This is a genomic window from Ruminococcus champanellensis 18P13 = JCM 17042, assembly GCF_000210095.1.
GTDB lineage: Bacteria > Bacillota > Clostridia > Oscillospirales > Ruminococcaceae > Ruminococcus_F > Ruminococcus_F champanellensis.
In genome coordinates this window covers 1,680,768-1,698,499 of sequence record NC_021039.1, presented here as the reverse complement: position 1 = coordinate 1,698,499, position 17,732 = coordinate 1,680,768, and the positions used below count along the sequence as shown (strand labels likewise).

13 protein-coding genes are annotated in these 17,732 nt (G+C 56.1%); 7 read left to right on the top strand and 6 right to left on the bottom strand.

Annotated elements, in window-relative coordinates:
* Window positions 1-276: 276 nt before the first annotated feature.
* Window positions 277-3,624 (top strand): PD-(D/E)XK nuclease family protein, encoded by a 3,348-nt coding sequence (locus RUM_RS07590; RefSeq protein WP_015558556.1) that lies wholly within the window; start codon window positions 277-279, stop codon window positions 3,622-3,624.
* Complete coding sequence (locus RUM_RS07585) at window positions 3,617-7,180, top strand: UvrD-helicase domain-containing protein (protein ID WP_015558555.1); 3,564 nt, start codon at window positions 3,617-3,619, stop codon at window positions 7,178-7,180. The genes RUM_RS07590 and RUM_RS07585 overlap by 8 nt, the downstream gene beginning before the upstream one ends.
* 48 nt (window positions 7,181-7,228) lie before the next feature.
* Here the strand turns inward: RUM_RS07585 and RUM_RS07580 are convergent, their stop codons facing one another.
* The 6 genes from RUM_RS07580 to RUM_RS07555 all read right to left on the bottom strand — a co-directional run bounded on the left by RUM_RS07580 (window position 7,229) and on the right by RUM_RS07555 (window position 12,175).
* Window positions 7,229-7,702, bottom strand: a complete 474-nt coding sequence (locus tag RUM_RS07580) for a TspO/MBR family protein (protein ID WP_015558554.1) — start codon at window positions 7,700-7,702, stop codon at window positions 7,229-7,231.
* 94 nt (window positions 7,703-7,796) lie between these two features.
* The gene (locus RUM_RS07575; protein WP_015558553.1) at window positions 7,797-8,570 is read right to left on the bottom strand and encodes a dockerin type I repeat-containing protein; all 774 of its coding nucleotides are present in this window, start codon (window positions 8,568-8,570) and stop codon (window positions 7,797-7,799) included.
* Complete coding sequence (locus RUM_RS07570) at window positions 8,567-9,142, bottom strand: Maf family protein (protein ID WP_015558552.1); 576 nt, start codon at window positions 9,140-9,142, stop codon at window positions 8,567-8,569. Before RUM_RS07570 ends, RUM_RS07575 begins: the two co-directional genes overlap by 4 nt.
* Before the next feature lie 32 nt (window positions 9,143-9,174).
* Window positions 9,175-10,965 carry a sensor histidine kinase gene (locus RUM_RS12115; RefSeq protein WP_147645592.1) on the bottom strand — a complete coding sequence of 597 codons (1,791 nt, stop codon included), beginning with the start codon at window positions 10,963-10,965 and terminating at the stop codon, window positions 9,175-9,177.
* A gap of 65 nt (window positions 10,966-11,030) precedes the next feature.
* Window positions 11,031-11,711, bottom strand: coding sequence for a response regulator transcription factor (locus RUM_RS07560; RefSeq protein ID WP_041326346.1), 681 nt, complete (start codon window positions 11,709-11,711; stop codon window positions 11,031-11,033).
* A 197-nt stretch (window positions 11,712-11,908) separates the two neighbouring features.
* Window positions 11,909-12,175, bottom strand: coding sequence for a hypothetical protein (locus RUM_RS07555; RefSeq protein ID WP_015558551.1), 267 nt, complete (start codon window positions 12,173-12,175; stop codon window positions 11,909-11,911).
* A 512-nt stretch (window positions 12,176-12,687) separates the two neighbouring features.
* On the opposite strand from RUM_RS07555, the gene aroF reads away from it, so the two are divergent.
* The 5 genes from aroF to RUM_RS07530 are packed head-to-tail and all read left to right on the top strand — an operon-like array spanning window position 12,688 to window position 17,667.
* Window positions 12,688-13,701 carry a 3-deoxy-7-phosphoheptulonate synthase gene (gene aroF, locus RUM_RS07550; RefSeq protein ID WP_015558549.1) on the top strand — a complete coding sequence of 338 codons (1,014 nt, stop codon included), beginning with the start codon at window positions 12,688-12,690 and terminating at the stop codon, window positions 13,699-13,701.
* On the top strand, window positions 13,701-14,747 hold the full coding sequence (gene aroB, locus RUM_RS07545; protein ID WP_015558548.1) for a 3-dehydroquinate synthase: 1,047 nt from the start codon (window positions 13,701-13,703) through the stop codon (window positions 14,745-14,747). Before aroF ends, aroB begins: the two co-directional genes overlap by 1 nt.
* Entirely contained in the window at window positions 14,744-15,994 is a 1,251-nt protein-coding gene (gene aroA / locus RUM_RS07540) for a 3-phosphoshikimate 1-carboxyvinyltransferase (protein WP_015558547.1), read from the top strand. Before aroB ends, aroA begins: the two co-directional genes overlap by 4 nt.
* On the top strand, window positions 15,975-17,069 hold the full coding sequence (gene aroC, locus RUM_RS07535) for a chorismate synthase (protein WP_015558546.1): 1,095 nt from the start codon (window positions 15,975-15,977) through the stop codon (window positions 17,067-17,069). Before aroA ends, aroC begins: the two co-directional genes overlap by 20 nt.
* A gap of 16 nt (window positions 17,070-17,085) precedes the next feature.
* Window positions 17,086-17,667, top strand: coding sequence for a DUF4364 family protein (locus RUM_RS07530; protein WP_015558545.1), 582 nt, complete (start codon window positions 17,086-17,088; stop codon window positions 17,665-17,667).
* The last annotated feature ends 65 nt before the right edge of the window (window positions 17,668-17,732 follow it).

Genomic DNA, 17,732 nt, shown 5'->3' with positions numbered 1-17,732 from the left:
GATCCGCCTGCATGTCTGGTACAGCCGCCTTGTTTTGATATATGGCAACACCGCACAAAGCCAACCTGGCTGCTTTATTTTATACAGTGCTGTCATATGTATCATACCAAAGAAAAGTCACAACTTCAATGAACAATCCTGCTCTTTTTATGGCAGATTGCATATTTTTCAGAACACATTTCTCACATCCGGCATGCGGGCAGATTGACTTTTTTTACTGAACATGGTATGATTTGATATGTATGTGAAAGAACAACACCCCTAAAGGAGGCTACTATGCTGCATCTCATCATCGGCGGCGCAGGCTGCGGAAAATCCACCCGGCTGATCGGACAGATCCGGAAAGCCTATGAACAGGGGGAACAGATCTATGCCCTGGTGCCGGAGCAATACTCCTTTACCAACGATTTAAAGCTGTACGAGGCACTGGGACCGACGGCGTTCAATGCCATCCAGTCCCTCAGCTTCACCAGCCTTGCCCGGGCACTGTTTCAGCAGTATGGAGGGCGAAGCGGAGAATATGCGGACGATCTGACCAAGACCATTCTGCTGTATCAGAGCATCCGGGCACTCAGCGACAGCAGCGCCTTTTCCCACTTTGACCGACAGGCAAAAAAGCCCGCCTTTCAGGATGCTGCCGCCAAGGCCATCACGGAGCTGCGCCGAGGCAGCATCTCCCCGGAAGCACTGCTGGAGCAGACCGCAAGGCTGGAGGGCAGGCTCCGGGATAAGGCGGCGGATCTGGCGGTGCTGTACGGGGATTACGACCGGCAGCTCCGGGAGAAGGGCTATAAGGACAGTCTGACGGATATTACAGAGGCAGCCGCCCTCTGTGCCGGGAATGAGCATTTTAAAGGCGCTCTGTTGTTTCTGGATGAATTTGAAAGCTTTACCGGCGATCAGATGGAATTCCTGGATGTGCTGTTTGCCCAGGCAAAGGAGCTCTGGATCACCCTGCGGACGGAGGATCCGGAAGCCCCTGCCTACTCGGTGTTTGACGCTACCAACGCCACCTACCGGAGGCTGCTGGCACTGGCGCAAAAGCACGGCACCGGACACGAAGTTCTTCTTTGCAAGGAGCCTTTTCGATTCCGTTACCCGGATCTTGCCCATATAAGCCGGAGCATTCTGCGGCCGGTGCATACCCAGCTGCCGACGGCGGAGCACATTCATGTGTTCGAGGCAAAAAACTGCTATACAGAAGCGGACTGCGCCTGTGCCCATATCCGAAAGCTTGTCCGGGAGCAGGGGGTGCGCTATGCGGACATCGCCATTGTCACTCACCAGCTGGAGGAGTATGCAGGAATCCTGGAATCCGCCTGCATCCGCTATTCCATTCCCTTTCACCTGGACAGAAAAATCTCCTGCATGCATACCGCCCTGCTGCAGCTCATGTCCGGGGTACTGGAGCTGATCAGCGAAAAACGTCCCCGGACAGAGACCCTGCTCCGGTATGCAAAAACCCGGCTGCTTGGCATCTCCTGTGAACGGACTGCCCGGTTGGAATCCTACTGCTATACCTGGAACGTGGACGGTATGATGTGGCTGGAGCCTTTCACCGCCGGACTGGAGGAAAACAGCGACCTGGAGGCGCTGCGCCTGGAACTGGTGGAGCCGATCATGCAGCTGCGTGAGGCATGCCGGGGACAGAATGTGCGAACCCTCTGCAAAAATCTGTACCAGTTCCTTTGCCGGATGAATGTGCCGAAAAACATCAGCGGCATCGCCCAGGATTACCAGGAGGCTGGCTGTACAGCGGAGGCATCCGCCCTGAAAGCCCTGTGGGGCAGTCTGGCGGATGTGCTGGACGCACTGTGCAATGTGCTGGGAGATGCGGTGCTGCCCACATCCCGGTTCCGGGATCTGATGCAGGCGCTGCTGAGCCGGATCAGCTACAGTACGCCCCCCCAGTCTCTGGATGCGGTACTGGTGGCGTCCGCCGAAACAGCCCGGCTGAATGCCCCCAAGTATGTGTTTGTACTGGGGGTCAGCGAAGGCTTCTTCCCCAGCCAGGTTCACAGCACCGGGCTGTTTACCGATGCGGACAAGCAGCAGCTGGAGGCACGGGAGCTGTTTCTTTCCCGTTCTACGGAGCAGCTGATCGGGGACGAGCGGCTGATCGCCTATAAAACCCTGTCCTCCGCCTCTGATGGGCTGTATTTGTTTTATCCCCTGTCAGACGCTGCCGGCAGCAGCCGCAGTCCATCTGCTCTGATCCAGCAGATCCGGGATATGTTCGATGCCCCCATGCTCCGGATCGCCGAGCAGGAGGATCCCTGCATGTATGCCGCCACGCCGAGAGCCGCCTACGACCTGACAGTACAGGGCTTTTACCGGCACACAACAGAGGGTGCAAGCATCCGGGAAGCGCTGAAATCAGATCCGGTGTACGGTCCCCGGCTGGCGTCCCTGGACACCCTTGCATTGACGCCGGAGCATCGGATCGCCCACACGGAACGGATCCGGGAGCTATTCGGAGACCGGCTGTATTTGTCCGCCACCCGGCTGGAGACCTATAACCTGTGCCCCTTCCAGTATTACATGAACTATGGGCTGGGCATCCGGGCAGATCAGAAAAAAGAAATCAACCCGCTGGAAACTGGCAATCTGGTGCATTACTGCCTGGAGCAGTTGCTGACCGGCTGTCCGGATAAGGAAAGCTTTGACGCACTGACCGAAGCGGAGGTCACTGCCCGGGTGGAGCAGTATGCAGCCCAGTATCTGGAACAGGCAATGGGAGGCAGCTTCGGCAAGGATGCCCGGTTTGCAAGCAACTATCGGCGCATCACCGGAAGCATTCCGCCCCTGATCCGGCATTTACAGCAGGAGCTTTCCCAATCCGCATTCCGCCCCGTATCCATGGAGCTGAAGCTATCCCGGCAGGACGGCAGCATACCGGTAACTCTTACCACTCCTTCCGGGATCCAACTGATCTTAGGGGGCAAGATCGACCGGGTGGATCTATATGAGGAAAACGGCACCCGGTATATCCGGGTCATCGACTACAAAACCGGGAAGAAGGAATTTGACCTGGGAAAGCTGCTGTATGGGGTGGACATGCAGATGCTGCTGTACCTGTTTTCCATCACCGAGCCGGAGGGTAAATACGGTGGGGCAGTGCCCGCCGGCGTGCTGTATGTGCCTGCCGGGGGACTGCCCTGTGGTCGTAGCCGCAGCCAGGAGGATGCCCAGCTGGAGGAGTACATCAATCAACAGTATCTGATGAACGGCGTCATGCTCAAGGAACGCAGTGTGCTGACCGCCATGGAGGAGCATCTTGCAGGCATCTACATTCCAGCAACGCTTGCAAAGGATGATCCGGGAGAGGGAGAACCAAAGCTGAAATCTGTCAGCGGCTCCGCATACCTGACAAGGGAGCAGTTCGCCAACCTGCGCACGCATGCAAGACAGGTACTGACGGACATGGCGGAGCAACTGTATGGGGGACGTATTCCGGCAGATCCGCTGGTGATCGGGCAAAAAACACCCTGCGCCTACTGTGACTGCAAGGAAATCTGCGGCAATGTGCCCAATGTGACCTGTCGCACATATGAGAAAACAGCAAAGGAACAGATGCTGGAGCGGATCTCCGGCGAAGAAAAGGAGGAATCGGAACATGCGTAACTGGACACCGGAGCAGCAGCAGGCAATCAATGCCCGGGGTGCCTCCTTTCTGGTATCCGCCGCCGCAGGCAGTGGTAAAACCTCCGTGCTGGTGGAGCGGCTGATCCGACAGCTGACGGATCCGGAGCATCCGGTCAGTGCCGCACGACTTGCTGTCGTTACATTTACCAACGATGCAGCAGCAGAGATGAAATCCCGGCTGGAGCATGCCCTGACCCAGTGCATCGCACAGGATCCCCGGAACGTATGGCTGCGGCAGCAGCAAAGCCAGCTGCAATGCGCCAAAATCTGTACCATTCACTCCTTCTGCTTTGATCTGATCCGGGATCACTGCGCCGAACTGGACATTACTCCTACCTTCCGGATCCTGGAGGAAACGGAAATGAACATGATGGTCAGCCGGGGACTGGCGGACATCATGGAGGCATGGTACGCAGACCCGGCACGGCAGGGGGATATGCAGCTTCTGTGCGACCGGTTCAGCGGTCGGACGGACGCAGAACTGGAAAACCTGCTGACGGAGCTGTACCGGTGCGTCATGGGGCTGCCCTTTGGTTTACAGCGGATGGAGCAGCTGACAGAACAATACCGGAACGACACCTTTGTCCACATGTACCTGGACAATCTGGGGCAGACCATTGCTGCATGCATCCAGCGGCTGGATGAAGCGATCCGCCTGTCCGCAGAGGTAAATCAGGAAAAACTGACGGCATTTCTGATCACCGAGCAGGAGCAGCTGACCCTGCTGCAAAAGGCATGCACAGAGAAGGATCCGGATCGGTGTGCCGCCCTGCTCAACGCCCTGTCCTTTGCCTCCTTTCCCCGTGTGACCAAAACCTGTACGGATCCGGAAAAGCGGGAGCTTGCAAAGGCGCTCCGGGACGATGGGAAAAAGATCATGAAAGATCTGCAAACAGAAGCTGTTTCCCTGCTGTGCCACCGGCAGGAGGATCTGGACGCCCATTGCAGGCTGATTCCGGTACTGCATGCGTTTTTGCAGCAGCTGGACGACCGGCTCTGGGAGATGAAGTGCGATAAAAACGCCATTGGCTTTACGGATGCGGAGCAGCTTGCCCTGTCCCTGCTGGGAACATGCCAGGCGGACGGAACCATCCAACAAACTGCACTTGCCAAGGAACTGTCAGAGTTTTACCAGATCATCATGATCGACGAATTCCAGGACACCAACAACAAGCAGGATCTGATCTTCAAGCTGATCTCCCACAAGGGCAGTGCTGTTGCCAACGGGGATAACTTATTCATGGTGGGGGATGTGAAGCAGGCAATCTACCGGTTCCGGCTGGCAAATCCCCGGAATTTCATCCGTACCATGCAGGCATTCAAGCCCTACACCGGCAAGGATGATGGGGAAAACGCCTGCATCCTGCTGAACCGGAATTTCCGCAGCAGTCCGGAAGTCATCGCCATGGTGAACTTCCTGTTCAGCACGCTGATGACCCCTCAGGTTGGAGAGGTGGCATACACTAGTGAGGAGGCGCTGCATCAGGGCGCCGCCTTTGCGGAAACCCCCAGGAATACGGAGATCGCCCTGCTGGAAGACGGAGAGCAAGACACAAACCCGGAGGCAGCATACATCGCCAAGCGTATTGCCCGGATGCTCCGAGAGGGTGCACCTGTGTCCGACGGAGCGAATCATACCCGACCCTGTACGCCAAGGGATTTCTGCATTCTCATGCGAAACAAGGCAAAGGGCAGCGTCTACGTCCAGGCGCTGGCAGAGCAGGGGGTGGCTGCCTATTCCGAGGAAGCGGCGGCATATCTGAAAGCCAGGGAGATCACTCTGCTGCTGAATCTGCTGCGGATCATTGACAATCCCCCCCAGGATACAGCCATGGCGGCAGTGCTCCTGTCCCCCATGTTCCGATTCGATATGGATGAGCTGACCCAGCTGCGGCTGCTGGCGCCCAAAGTCTCTCTGTATGCTGCCATCTGCCGGGGCATCGGCGAAACCGGCGCAGCAGACGCCCAACCGTTGCTGACCGGAGCCATGTACGAAAAGACAAAGGGGTTCTACAATGCCTTGCAGGCATTCCGGATGTATGCCATGCAGGACACCCCGGAGCGGCTGATCCGGCGGATCTATGAAAGCACGGACTTCCTCTCGGTGATGCAGCGGTACAGCGACGGAGCAAAAAAGCAGGCAAACCTGCGGCTGATGCTGACCTACGCCCGAAACTATGAGACTGCCAGCGGTGGAGGGCTGTCCGGCTTTCTGCATTACATTGCACAGGTTTCTGCCCGGGGAAAGGACTTTCAGCCCGGCACTGCGGTTTCCGGCTCGGAAGACGTGGTAGCCATCAAAACCATCCACAAATCCAAGGGACTGGAATTTCCCTTTGTGTTCCTGGCAGAATCCGAAACAGATTTCAATCATCAGGATGACCGGGCAGCCTTTCAGTTTTTACAGGAGTACGGCTTCGGGTTCCGGCTCCAGGATCCGACTGTTTATACCCGGTACAAAACCCTGCCCTATGCAGCCATTTCCATGCAGCGGGAAAGCTACGCCAAAAGCGAGGAACTGCGGCTGCTGTATGTGGCACTGACCCGGGCAAAGGACAAGCTGTTTTTGCCGTTGCGGCTGAATGATGCCCGCAAAAAACAGGCATTTCGCCTTGGTGCAGCCATTGCCGCATCCGGCAGGGTGACACCTTCCATTGCCGCCTCAGCAAACTGCATGGCAGACTGGCTGTGGATGGCACTGCTGACCGCAGAAAATGCTGCCCCCCTCCGGGAAGCATGCCAGATGCCCCCCTGCCCCCTGCAGCCGGCTGTGCCCATGGAGATCCTGCATCCGGAGGACAGCAGCGATGCCACGGAACAGGATACGCCGACGCCTGCTGCATATCCAAAACCGGATCCAGCCATGGTCACCGCCCTGCGGATGCAGTTTGCAGCAGTGTATGACGACCGGCTCATGGGCATCCCATCCAAGACCAGCGTTTCCGCCCTGTCCAAGGATGAGGATGCGGTAAATCTGGCACTGCGCCGTCCCAGATTCATGGCGGAGGAAACCGCCCTCACCGGAGCAGAAAAGGGTACCGCCCTGCATGCGTTCCTGCAATACGCAGATTTTGCTGTCGCTGCACAGGATCCGGATGCGGAGCGGCAGCGCCTGACGGAGGATGGACATCTGACCCGACGGCAGGCGGATTCCCTAGATCTGAACCGGATCCGGGCATTCTTTGCATCCCCCTTGTATGAACGGATCCGCCAAGCAGAGCATGTGTGGCGGGAGCGAAAATTCCTGGTACGGATCAGCGATTTGCAGCTTCTGGATCAGCCCCAGTACACCGGCACCAACGCCATGCTCAGCGGCATTATGGATCTGGTATTTGAGGAACCGGACGGACTGGTTCTCGTGGATTACAAAACGGACTATGTACAGGGGGGCGAGATGCTCACGGAACGCTATCAGCGTCAGCTGTTGCTGTATCGGCGCACCCTGGCACTGCTGCACCAGAAGCCCGTGAAGGAAACCGTACTGTATTCCTTCCATCTGAACCGGGCAATCCCCTTGCCGGAAGAAGCTACATGATCCCACAGTACACAGACAGCGTCCCATGGAATCCACGGGACGCTGTTTTTATCGATTCAGATACCATACACCGAAGTTCAGATATCCTGCAAAGGTGATCCACGCCAGATAGGGCAGCTGCAAAATCCCTGCCATCGGGCGGATCCGCCAAAACCCACGGATCATCACCAGCACCCATACCCACAGCAGGCAAAGCCAGATGAATGCCCCCAGATAGCCCTGTAAATTGAAAAACAGCACGCTCCAGAAGAAATTTACCGCCAGCTGTCCATAATACCAGTACATGGCTCTGGCACGGGGCTGGGGCAGCACCTGGGCAGTATGGATCAGATAAGAAGAAATGCCCATCAAGACGAACAATATGCCCCACACCACCGGAAAGATCCAACCGGGCGGTGCAAGCGGCGGCTGGACAAGCCCCCCATACTGCTCCATGGCATCCCGAGTCACCCAGGCGGACAGCCCTCCTACTCCCAGGGGGATCACCAGAGCCAGCAGCAGCTTTTTCCCCTCGATCTTCATACATTTTCACCTCTGAAAAAGTATATGCAGACCCGGGTCAAGTATACGTCCGAATACAAAAAAACGACCCATGGATTCCATGGGTCGTGCTGATTCACCATTGCGGATTCGGATCCACCAATGTCCGGGCACAGTATTGCAGAATGGCAACTGCATCCGCAACCTCCACTGTACCGTTTTCGGTTGCATCTGCGCCGCAAAGCCAGGCGTAGGACTGATCCGGCGTTTGCCCGACGGCAGCCTCTGCACAGTATTGCAGAACCTCTACAGCATCCGCAACCTCCACTGTACCATTGCCGTCCGCATCACCCCGCAGATAGTCCGGCTTGCCCTCCAGCACCGTCACCGTCAGATCCTCCAGGGTACAAGACAACAGTTCCCGATCCTGATTGCAGGCATCCGTCGCTGTAGGATCAAACGAAATTTGATATTCCCCGGCAGGTGTGCCCTGTGGGATTACCACTGACAAAATCGCAAAGGGCAGTGCCGCATCATATATGACTTCATTTGCCCCGTTGTTGGAGGTATACCACAGGAGTCTGGCAGACCGGGGAGATGTTACCCGGCACTGATCCTCTGCCCCTGCCCTGCCGCTACCATAGCAGTATGGCTCCGCAAAGGACAGCCCCCTGATCTCCAGGGGCGCATCCGCCCCAAACGCCGCATTGATCCCGGCAGTGCCCGGATCCTCTGCAATCTGCATGGCAACAGTCAGGGAGATATCCTGGCTGGAAAGCTGTGCCGTATAAAACACCTGCTGCTCCGCACGCAAGCTGTAGGTCAATCCGGATGCTGCCTCCGCTTGCACACCATACAAACCGGTCAACATGGCAGTACTCAACAGCAGACTGATGCACTGTCTGCTCATACGCTGCCGCTCCATTCAGAAAAATCCGCAAGCTCCCGCAGCAATCGGGATATGGGCAGCCCCACTACGTTGTAGTAGTCCCCGCAGATCTCCTCAATCAGCAGGGCGCCCAACCCCTGAATGCCATAGCCCCCGGCCTTGTCAAATGGTTCGCCTGTGGCAATATACCGGTCGATCTCCCCGTCGGACAGGGCGTAGAACCGTACATCCGTACACACGGTAAAGCTCCTGCGCCGATCCCCCTGCTGCAATGCCACACCCGTATACACCTGGTGCGTCTTGCCGGACAGCAGGTGCATCATCCGGCGGCAATCCTCCGGGTCAGTTGGCTTTCCCAGGATCTGATCCCCGATCACTACCACCGTGTCACAGCCGATCACGATGGAGTCCGGATAGTCCGCAGCTATCGCTGCTGCCTTCTGCTTTGCAAGATGCTCCGCCGCATCACATGCCTGGATACCGACAGGGAGCTGCTCGTCTATATCTGCCGGATACACCGAAAAATCCGGAACCACCAGCTTCAGCAGGGACTGGCGCCGGGGGGAAGCTGATGCTAAGATCACTTGTTTCATCGTAAACGTTCCTTTCGGGAAATCAGCTGCGGTCAGGGCAGCGTTGTGATAAAGGTCACAACGCCCTGCCCGCTGTGGGCAACAATGGTACCCCCATGGTTCTGCACGATGGTCTGCGCAATATTCAGCCCCAGACCGGAGCCGCCTGTGCGCTTTGCCCGGGATTCATCCAGCCGGTAAAACCGGTCAAACAGCTTTTCCAGCTTATCCGGCGGAATGTCCTGTGCAGAGTTGGACACCGCCAGCCGGATCTTTTGCTGACAATCCTGGCTCAGGGATACCTGAATGTGGGCATGCTCCGTAGAATGCAGCAACGCATTGTCCAGCAGGATGGTCAGCAGCTGCTTGATCCGATCCTGATCCCCCACATAGGATATATGCGCCTGGATCGAGGTCTCCAGCGTCTTTTCCTGTTCAAACGCCAACGGCTCGAACACCAGGCATACGCTGGAAACCAGATCACTCATATCAAAGCTCTGGGGGGCGGACTTCAGCTGCTTGGCATCGGATTTGGCGATAAACAGCAGATTGCCCACCAGCCGGGTCATGCGGACGGTTTCATCCTTAATGTAATTGAGGAATTTCTCCTGGTTATGCACCAGATCGTTGGGATTGGACAGCACCACATCCGTATTGGCAGAGATCACCGCCAATGGTGTTTTCAGCTCATGGGATGCATCCGCCACAAACTGCTTCTGCTTTTCCCATGCCTGCTCAATGGGTCGGATGGTCCAGTTGGCAAGCGCCACACTGATTACAAAGATCAGCATCAGCCCTACCACGCCGATGATTACAAAGATCACCAACAGGCGGCTCAGGGTGGAAAGCTCCACAGAACGATCCAGCAGCACCACCCCATAGGAATGATCCGGGCCGGGCTGGGTCTTGCAATACCGGTAGTGGATATCCCCCACCTTGATCGTGCCCCGCTCCTTGCCGCTTTCCAGCACCTGATTGATGGCAAGGGATACGGTGTCCATGTCATTCTCTACCCCGAACTGGGACATGGCGCTTTCGATCACGTTGCTGCTGCTGAGAGAAACATACACGGAATTGCGCATATACATGCCCATTTCCTTGTCCACCGGCTCTGCAGTCGCCATGGATGCCATGGTGCGCCGGGTGGTTTCCGGCACAGCCGTTGTTTCCGGCGGTGCCGTTTCCGTGGTATCCGCTACAGGCGCCTCCGTTGCAGAAGTCGGCTCCGGAACCGGCTCCGGAGTCCGGGTCACGATCACCGGCTGTTCCCTGGTCTGCACCGGCGGCTCTGTTTCCGGCTCCGTTTCCGGCTGCGTCTGGACAGGAGCCGCAGTGGTTTCCGTTGGAAGCGGCGCATCCGTAGCCGTCGGTTCCGTTACCCATGGCTCCTCCGGCGGCGGTCCCCAGGGACTCCAGGGATCATAGGGTCTATCCGGATACTGGGGCCACGGATGCCATGCGCCGTACCGGTCAAAATGCCACTGGTCATTCCACTGCCCCTGGTTTTCCTCCGGCTGGTCTCCATCCCATCCCTGTCCGGAGGGATCCTCCGGCTGTGCATCCTCATAGGTCAGAGCAGAAGCCGCCTGTTCCTGCCAATGATACTCCAGCTGTATGCTTCCTGCAGGCATGGATGCGGAGGGAGAATCCCCTCGCGGCTCCGGCGGCTTTTCTCCTCTGCCCTTGTCCATATGGCTCTGTGCCACATGATCCATAATCTGTTCAGATACCCGCACCTCCGAACGATACATCATAGTAAACACCGCAATCTGAATGCCAAGCATCAGGCAGGTCAGAATGGACATGTTTACAAACACAAAGCGCCGTTTCAGTTTCCGGATCACAACAATCACCACAGCCGAAGCTGTTATCCTTTCCCGGGACAGTACAGAAAAACGGCATTGCCCCGTCAGTGCTGTTTGCTTTCCAGGCAGTATCCCACACCACGCACCGTCTTGATGGAAACAGTGGATTCAATATGCGTGAGCTTCTTGCGCAGAAAGGATATGTATACCTCCACATTGTTGTATTCCGCATCAGATTCATAGCCCCAGATTTTTTCAATCAGGGTCTCCTTGCTTAGTACAATGCTGCCATTGCGCAGCAAAAGCTCCATCATGTAGAACTCCTTGAGTCCCAGCTTGATGGATTTCTCACCGCAGAACAGCTCATATGTGGAGAGATTGAGGGTAATGTCGCTGAAGGTCAGCGCATTCTCCACGACCATATGCTGATTGCGCCGGCTGATGGAACGGATCCGTGCCAATAGCTCCTCGGTGGAGAACGGCTTTGTGATATAATCATCCGCACCGTAATCCAGACCGGTCACCTTATCCGAGATCTCATCCTTTGCGGTCAGCAGGATCACAGGCGTTTCCAGCTTGTTCCGACGAATCTCCCGTAGAACCTCCAGTCCGTTCATTCCGGGCAGCATAATGTCCAGAATGATCACATCGTGGATGCCGGTTAATGCATTATCCAGTCCGCTGACACCGTCATAGCAGGCGTCGGTCATATACTTATTCTTTGCAAAAATCTGTACCAATGCATCGGATAAGCCGACCTCGTCCTCAACCAGCAAAATGCGCAAAACGGTCACCCCTTCCCCGGAGTCATGCCCAACGGCATGACCTGAACCGGCGCCGCAGAGATGCTTGCTCTCTGTGAGGCCGTTTTCTATGCAGCTCCTGGAAGAACTGCTTTTTTATGCTTCTATTATACCACATTCCGACCGAAAAGGCAAGACGGCAGCCTGTGTTTTTGTACATCTGCTACCGGATCGTCCTGTCAGAAATGCTGATCCGGCGGTATCCCCCGAAAGCAGCTTTGTAGGGCACGGTATTCCTGTGCAGCAGCTTTCAGCTGTACCGGTTGTATGCAGGACTGGAAAATGTATTCCACAAAGCTGACCGCCTCCATCAGCGTAGGTGAAAAATCAGAGATGATTGCCGTGTCCCCGTTCCGGTGCGTCACACTGACACCGTAATGAGGCTTTTTGAATTTGTAAACATAATACACAACCTCGCCGCATCGCTTCGCATACATAATAGCCATACTCAATATCACTCCTGTTTACTTTTATGCTTTAAAGTTTTTATGCTTTAAAGCCTTCGTATATTATAACGTAAAAAAGAGTAGAAATGAGTCTAATTTCAGAAAATTATTAAAAAAATCAGCAGAATGCACAGAAAAACAACCGTTTCTTTGTGCAATAAAATAAACTATGTGTACAAATTCATAAAAAAAGCGATAAAAAACCGTTGACAAATCCGAAAGCGTCTGCTACAATGTAAACATCAATTCATGCATGATTGATTGTTTCACTTTTGATTTTTGAAGAAAGGAAGGCTTCTGCTATGTACCAGGCAAATCATTCTGCAGTCTTTACATATTTTCAGTTTGACTCTCGCTTTTACTTTAGCTGGGGGTTTTATTGTGCTGCAAAATATGATAAAGAACAGAAAAGCTAGGTGCATTGCGAAACCATCACAAGAAATACAATGCCGCTGCTTTTGCGTTCTTGCAGAAGCAGCGGCATTTTTTATTGAATGCAGGAGGTAATTATCATGATCGTCATTCTGAAGCAGAACACCAAGAAGGAAGACCTGGACCGTTTCATCAGCATGCTCAACAGCTACCATGTAAAGATCGCAGACATCAGCGGTGAGCAGCACAGTATCTTCGGTCTGATCGGCGACACCAGCAAGATCGATATCGATCTGCTCCGGGCACAGCCTGTGGTTGCAGACATCAAGCGTGTCCAGGAGCCGTACAAAAGCTGCAATCGAAAGTTCCACCCGGAGGATACCATCGTGGACATTGCCGGCAAGAAGATCGGCGGCAAGCATTTTCAGGTGATTGCCGGTCCCTGCTCCGTGGAAAATGAGGATCAGATCATCGAGACCGCAGAGGCTGTAAAGGCTGCCGGCGCTACCCTGCTCCGGGGCGGTGCGTTCAAGCCCCGTACCTCTCCTTACGCATTCCAGGGGCTCCACGCAGACGGCATTGAACTGCTGCTGAAGGCAAAGAAGGCAACCGGCATGCCCATTGTCACTGAAATCATGGCCATTGAGCATCTGGATCTGTTCGCTGACGTAGACCTGATCCAGGTAGGCGCCCGGAACATGCAGAACTTCGAGCTGCTGAAGGCGCTGGGGCACTCCGACAAGCCCATCCTGCTCAAGCGTGGTCTTGCCAACACAATGGAAGAACTGCTCATGTCTGCGGAGTACATCATGGCAGGAGGCAACAACAACGTGATCCTCTGTGAACGAGGTATCCGCACCTTCGAGACCAAGACCCGGAACACTCTGGATCTTGCAGCAGTTCCGCTGCTCAGTCAGATGTCTCACCTGCCCATCGTGGTAGACCCCAGCCACGCAACCGGCATCCCCACTCTGGTAAAGCCCCTGTCCCTGGCTGCCATTGCATGCGGTGCCAATGCTCTGATGATCGAGGTTCACAACAACCCGGCAAAGGCGCTGTCAGACGGTGCCCAGTCCCTGACTCCTGAACAGTTCAGAGATGTGATGGATGCAGTGAAGAAGCAGGCAGCATTCTCCGGAAAGGAGCTTGGCTGATGCGCAGGATCTCCGTACACGCAAGCACGGATTACGACGTACTGGTAGAGCATGGACTGCTCCGCCAGTGCGGCAGCCTGCTTGCCGGTGCGGCAGTTACCCGACATTTTGTCATCGTCACGGATGATACCGTGGACGAGCTGTACAGCAAGGATCTGCTGCATGCGCTGGATATGGCAGGATGCAAGGCGGAATGCTTTGTATTTCCCCACGGGGAAGCCTCCAAATGCAGCGGCACCCTGCTGAAGCTTTACGATTTTCTCTGTGAATCCGGCATTACCCGCTCCGACTGTCTGATCGCCTTAGGCGGCGGCGTTGTGGGGGATCTCACCGGCTTTGCGGCTGCCACCTTCCTGCGGGGCATCCGGTACATTCAGATTCCCACCACTCTGCTGGCGCAGATTGACTCCTCCGTAGGCGGAAAAACTGCCATCAACATCCCCGGAGGCAAGAACCTGGTGGGGGCATTCAAGCAGCCCAGCCTGGTGATCTGCGATCCGGACACGCTGAAAACCCTGCCGGGACATATTCTCAGCGATGGCATCGCAGAAGCAATCAAATATGGTATGATCCGGGATCCGGGGCTGTTTGCCCTGCTGGATGCCCACAACAGTGACAATGTTTTGCCCCAGGCGGACGAGATCATTGCCCGGTGCGTCACCATCAAGCGGGACATCGTAGCCAAGGATGAATTTGACACGGGAGAGCGCATGCTGCTGAATTTCGGTCATACCCTGGGGCATGCCATTGAGCGGCATTCGGAATTTGCCTACACCCATGGTCAGGCGGTAGCTGCCGGCATGTGCATGCTGTCCGCCCGGACAGCCGCCCCTGCTGTGACCGCCCGGCTGATCGGCTGCGTAAACAACTACGGACTGCCCACGGACTATGACGCTCCCATGCAGGAGCTGACTGCCCTGTGCGGGCATGACAAAAAGCGCATGGGCGGTGAACTGTCCTATGTAGTATGCCCGGCAATCGGTCAGGGAGAGATCCGGAAGGCGTCCTTTCCGGACTTCTGCCGGATGATGGAGGAATCCCTATGAACTGTGTGATCGAACCGGGACTGCTGGAGGGTACCGTGTCCATTCCTGCATCCAAAAGCGCCGCACACCGGGCTTTGATCTGCGCTGCCCTGGCAAAGGGTACCTCCCGGCTGACAAATCTGTCCGATTCCGAGGATATTGCCGCCACCATCGGTGCCTTGCAGCAAATGGGGGCGAAGATCACCCGGACTGGCAGCAGCGTCACCGTCACCGGCATCCTGGAGCCACCCACACAGCCCATTACCCTGGACTGCGGTGAAAGCGGCTCCACCCTCCGGTTTCTCATTCCGGTGGCAGCAGCCTTGGGACTGACCTGTACCATCATCGGCAAGGGCAGACTGCCCTACCGACCCCTGGATGCCTACCTGCGGGAACTGCCGAAAAAGGGTATATCCATTCAGCCGGAGCGGCAGGATGCTTTGCTTCCCCTACACATGTCCGGCAAGCTGCAAAGCGGCGTTTTTCAGCTGGAAGGGGATGTATCCTCCCAGTATCTGACCGGACTGCTGCTGGCACTGCCCTTGCTGGAGGGAGACTCACGGCTGGAGCTGACCTCCCCTCTGGAATCCGCCCCCTATGTGGATATGACCGCAGCGCTGCTCCGGCAGGCAGGCGTCCCCACCGAGAAAACTCCGGAGGGCTACCGGATCCCCGGGGGCGGCGTGTATCATCCTCTGTCCCTTGCCATTGAAGGGGATTACTCGCAGGCAGCGTTTTTTCTCACCGCCAATGCCCTGGGCAGTCATGTCCGGGTGGACGGACTTGGGGAAAATAGTTGTCAGGGGGATCGAAAAATTGTTGAAATCCTCCGGGAATTATGCTATACTAAAGAGAACACAATCGCTTCCGGTCTTTCTGTGTATGCCGCAGATATCCCGGATCTGGTGCCGGTGCTGACTGTGCTGGCATGCCTTTGCGGCAAGCCCTCCCGGATTTACGGGGCAAAGCGGCTCCGGCTCAAGGAAAGCGACCGGCTGGCAGCCATTGCAGCGGCGCTGAACGCCATCGGCGGACAGGTGAGCCAGACCGAGGACGGACTGGAGATCCAGCCCATCGCCGCTTTTACCGGCGGCACGGCGGACAGCTGCGGAGATCACCGGATCGCCATGAGCCTTGCTGTGGCAGCTACCCGCAGCACCGCTCCTGTCACCATACTGGGCGCAGAAGCGGTACGCAAGTCCTATCCGGATTTCTGGAGCGATTATCAAAAACTAGGAGGAACGGTACATGTCATCTCTTTGGAATAACCGCATTTCCATCTCTTTATTCGGCGAATCCCACGGCACAGCCATCGGCGTGGTGATCGACAATCTCCCTCCGGGGGAATCCATCGACCTGGAGGAGATCGCACGCTTTCTGGCTCGCAGAGCGCCGAAAAAGGACGGGACTACCACGTCCCGGGCGGAACTGGATATTCCACAGATCATGTCCGGTCTGTACCACAACAAAACCACCGGCACGCCTCTGTGCGCCATGATCATGAACACAGACACCCACTCGGTGGATTACTCCAACCTGTCCAAGCTCGCCCGGCCGGGACATGCGGACTATACCGGCGCCCTCCGGTACCGGGGCTTCAATGATGTGCGGGGCGGCGGACATTTTTCCGGCAGACTGACAGCTCCCCTGTGCTTTGCCGGGGCAGTCTGCGGGCAGATTCTGGAACGTCGGGGCATCTACACCGGCGCCCACATTGCCTCCATTCACGGCATCAAGGATGCGGTATTTGACAGAACCAACGTGACCAAGGAGGATCTGCTGGCAGTGCGCTACAAGGGCTTCCCGGTCATCAATACGGAACAGGGCGAAAAAATGCGGGAGGATATCCAGAACGCCCGGCTGGGGCAGGAATCCCTGGGAGGCATCATCGAATGCGCCAGCGTGAACGTACCTGCCGGCATCGGTTCCCCCATGTTTGACGGACTGGAAAACACCATTTCCCAGCTGGTATTCGGCATTCCTGCGGTAAAGGGCATCGAATTCGGTGCAGGCTTCCTGACCGGAGAAATGGTGGGCAGTCAGAACAACGATGAATTTTATGTGGACGAAAACGGTCACGTCAAGACCCGTACCAATAACCACGGGGGCATTCTGGGCGGCATCTCCTCCGGTATGCCCATTACCCTTCGGGTGGCTATCAAGCCCACGCCTTCCATTGCCCGGCCCCAGGCCACTGTGGACTACAGCGCCATGAAAAATGAAGTGGTCAACATTCACGGCAGACACGATCCCTGCATCGTGCCCCGGGCTGTGCCCTGCGTAGAGGCGGCGGTGAACCTGGCGCTGCTGTCCCATATGCTGGATTATCCCAATTTCACTTGAGGGAGGCGTCGTCCGCATGGAACACAACACTGCCGATCTGACCAACATTGAGCTGAACGATCTGCATCTGATCAACATCCTGCTGTGTTATCTGCTCTATCGGATCAAGGAGCCGGTCACACCGGATGCCCTATACGACATCGCCGTTTCCACCGGCATCATCAACTATTTCTACTACCAGGATTCCCTGGATTTTCTCACAAAAAACGGCTCTCTGGAGTTAAAGCCGGACAAAAAGGGGAAAGCCTGCTATATGCTGACCCCCCAGGGGGAGCTTTGCGCACTGCGGCTCAAGCAGTATGTGCCTAAGATCTTTCGGGACAAGCTGGTGCTGGCAGCGCTTCGGTACATCGCCCGTCAGAAGTATGAAAACGAGGTGCGGATCACCTACGAGCCCATGGACAAGGGGTATTACGTTCACCTGCGCTGTCTGGATACCGGGGACGATCTGCTGGATATGAAAATGTTTGCGCCGGATCTGCGGCAGGCCAAGCTGCTGGGAGAACGGATCATGAAAAACCCCCTGGGCTTTTACGGCAAGATCCTGGACATCGCCCTGCAAAATGAAGAAGAACCCTACGATCTGAGCGACAATTAAAACAATCGGTGCAGTCTGAACAGGCTGCACCTTTTTGCTGCAATTCCTGTGCACTGGGGTTTGAC

What these genes read in the sequence shown, in the direction of transcription:
- RUM_RS07580 (WP_015558554.1), bottom strand. Translation starts at nt 7,702, where the DNA reads ATGAAGATCGAGGGGAAAAAGCTGCTGCTGGCTCTGGTGATCCCCCTG.
- RUM_RS07570 (WP_015558552.1), bottom strand. Translation starts at nt 9,142, where the DNA reads ATGAAACAAGTGATCTTAGCATCAGCTTCCCCCCGGCGCCAGTCCCTG.
- RUM_RS07590 (WP_015558556.1), top strand. Translation starts at nt 277, where the DNA reads ATGCTGCATCTCATCATCGGCGGCGCAGGCTGCGGAAAATCCACCCGG.
- RUM_RS07575 (WP_015558553.1), bottom strand. Translation starts at nt 8,570, where the DNA reads ATGAGCAGACAGTGCATCAGTCTGCTGTTGAGTACTGCCATGTTGACC.
- aroB (WP_015558548.1), top strand. Translation starts at nt 13,701, where the DNA reads ATGCGCAGGATCTCCGTACACGCAAGCACGGATTACGACGTACTGGTA.
- aroA (WP_015558547.1), top strand. Translation starts at nt 14,744, where the DNA reads ATGAACTGTGTGATCGAACCGGGACTGCTGGAGGGTACCGTGTCCATT.
- RUM_RS07530 (WP_015558545.1), top strand. Translation starts at nt 17,086, where the DNA reads ATGGAACACAACACTGCCGATCTGACCAACATTGAGCTGAACGATCTG.
- RUM_RS07555 (WP_015558551.1), bottom strand. Translation starts at nt 12,175, where the DNA reads ATGGCTATTATGTATGCGAAGCGATGCGGCGAGGTTGTGTATTATGTT.
- aroC (WP_015558546.1), top strand. Translation starts at nt 15,975, where the DNA reads ATGTCATCTCTTTGGAATAACCGCATTTCCATCTCTTTATTCGGCGAA.
- aroF (WP_015558549.1), top strand. Translation starts at nt 12,688, where the DNA reads ATGATCGTCATTCTGAAGCAGAACACCAAGAAGGAAGACCTGGACCGT.
- RUM_RS07585 (WP_015558555.1), top strand. Translation starts at nt 3,617, where the DNA reads ATGCGTAACTGGACACCGGAGCAGCAGCAGGCAATCAATGCCCGGGGT.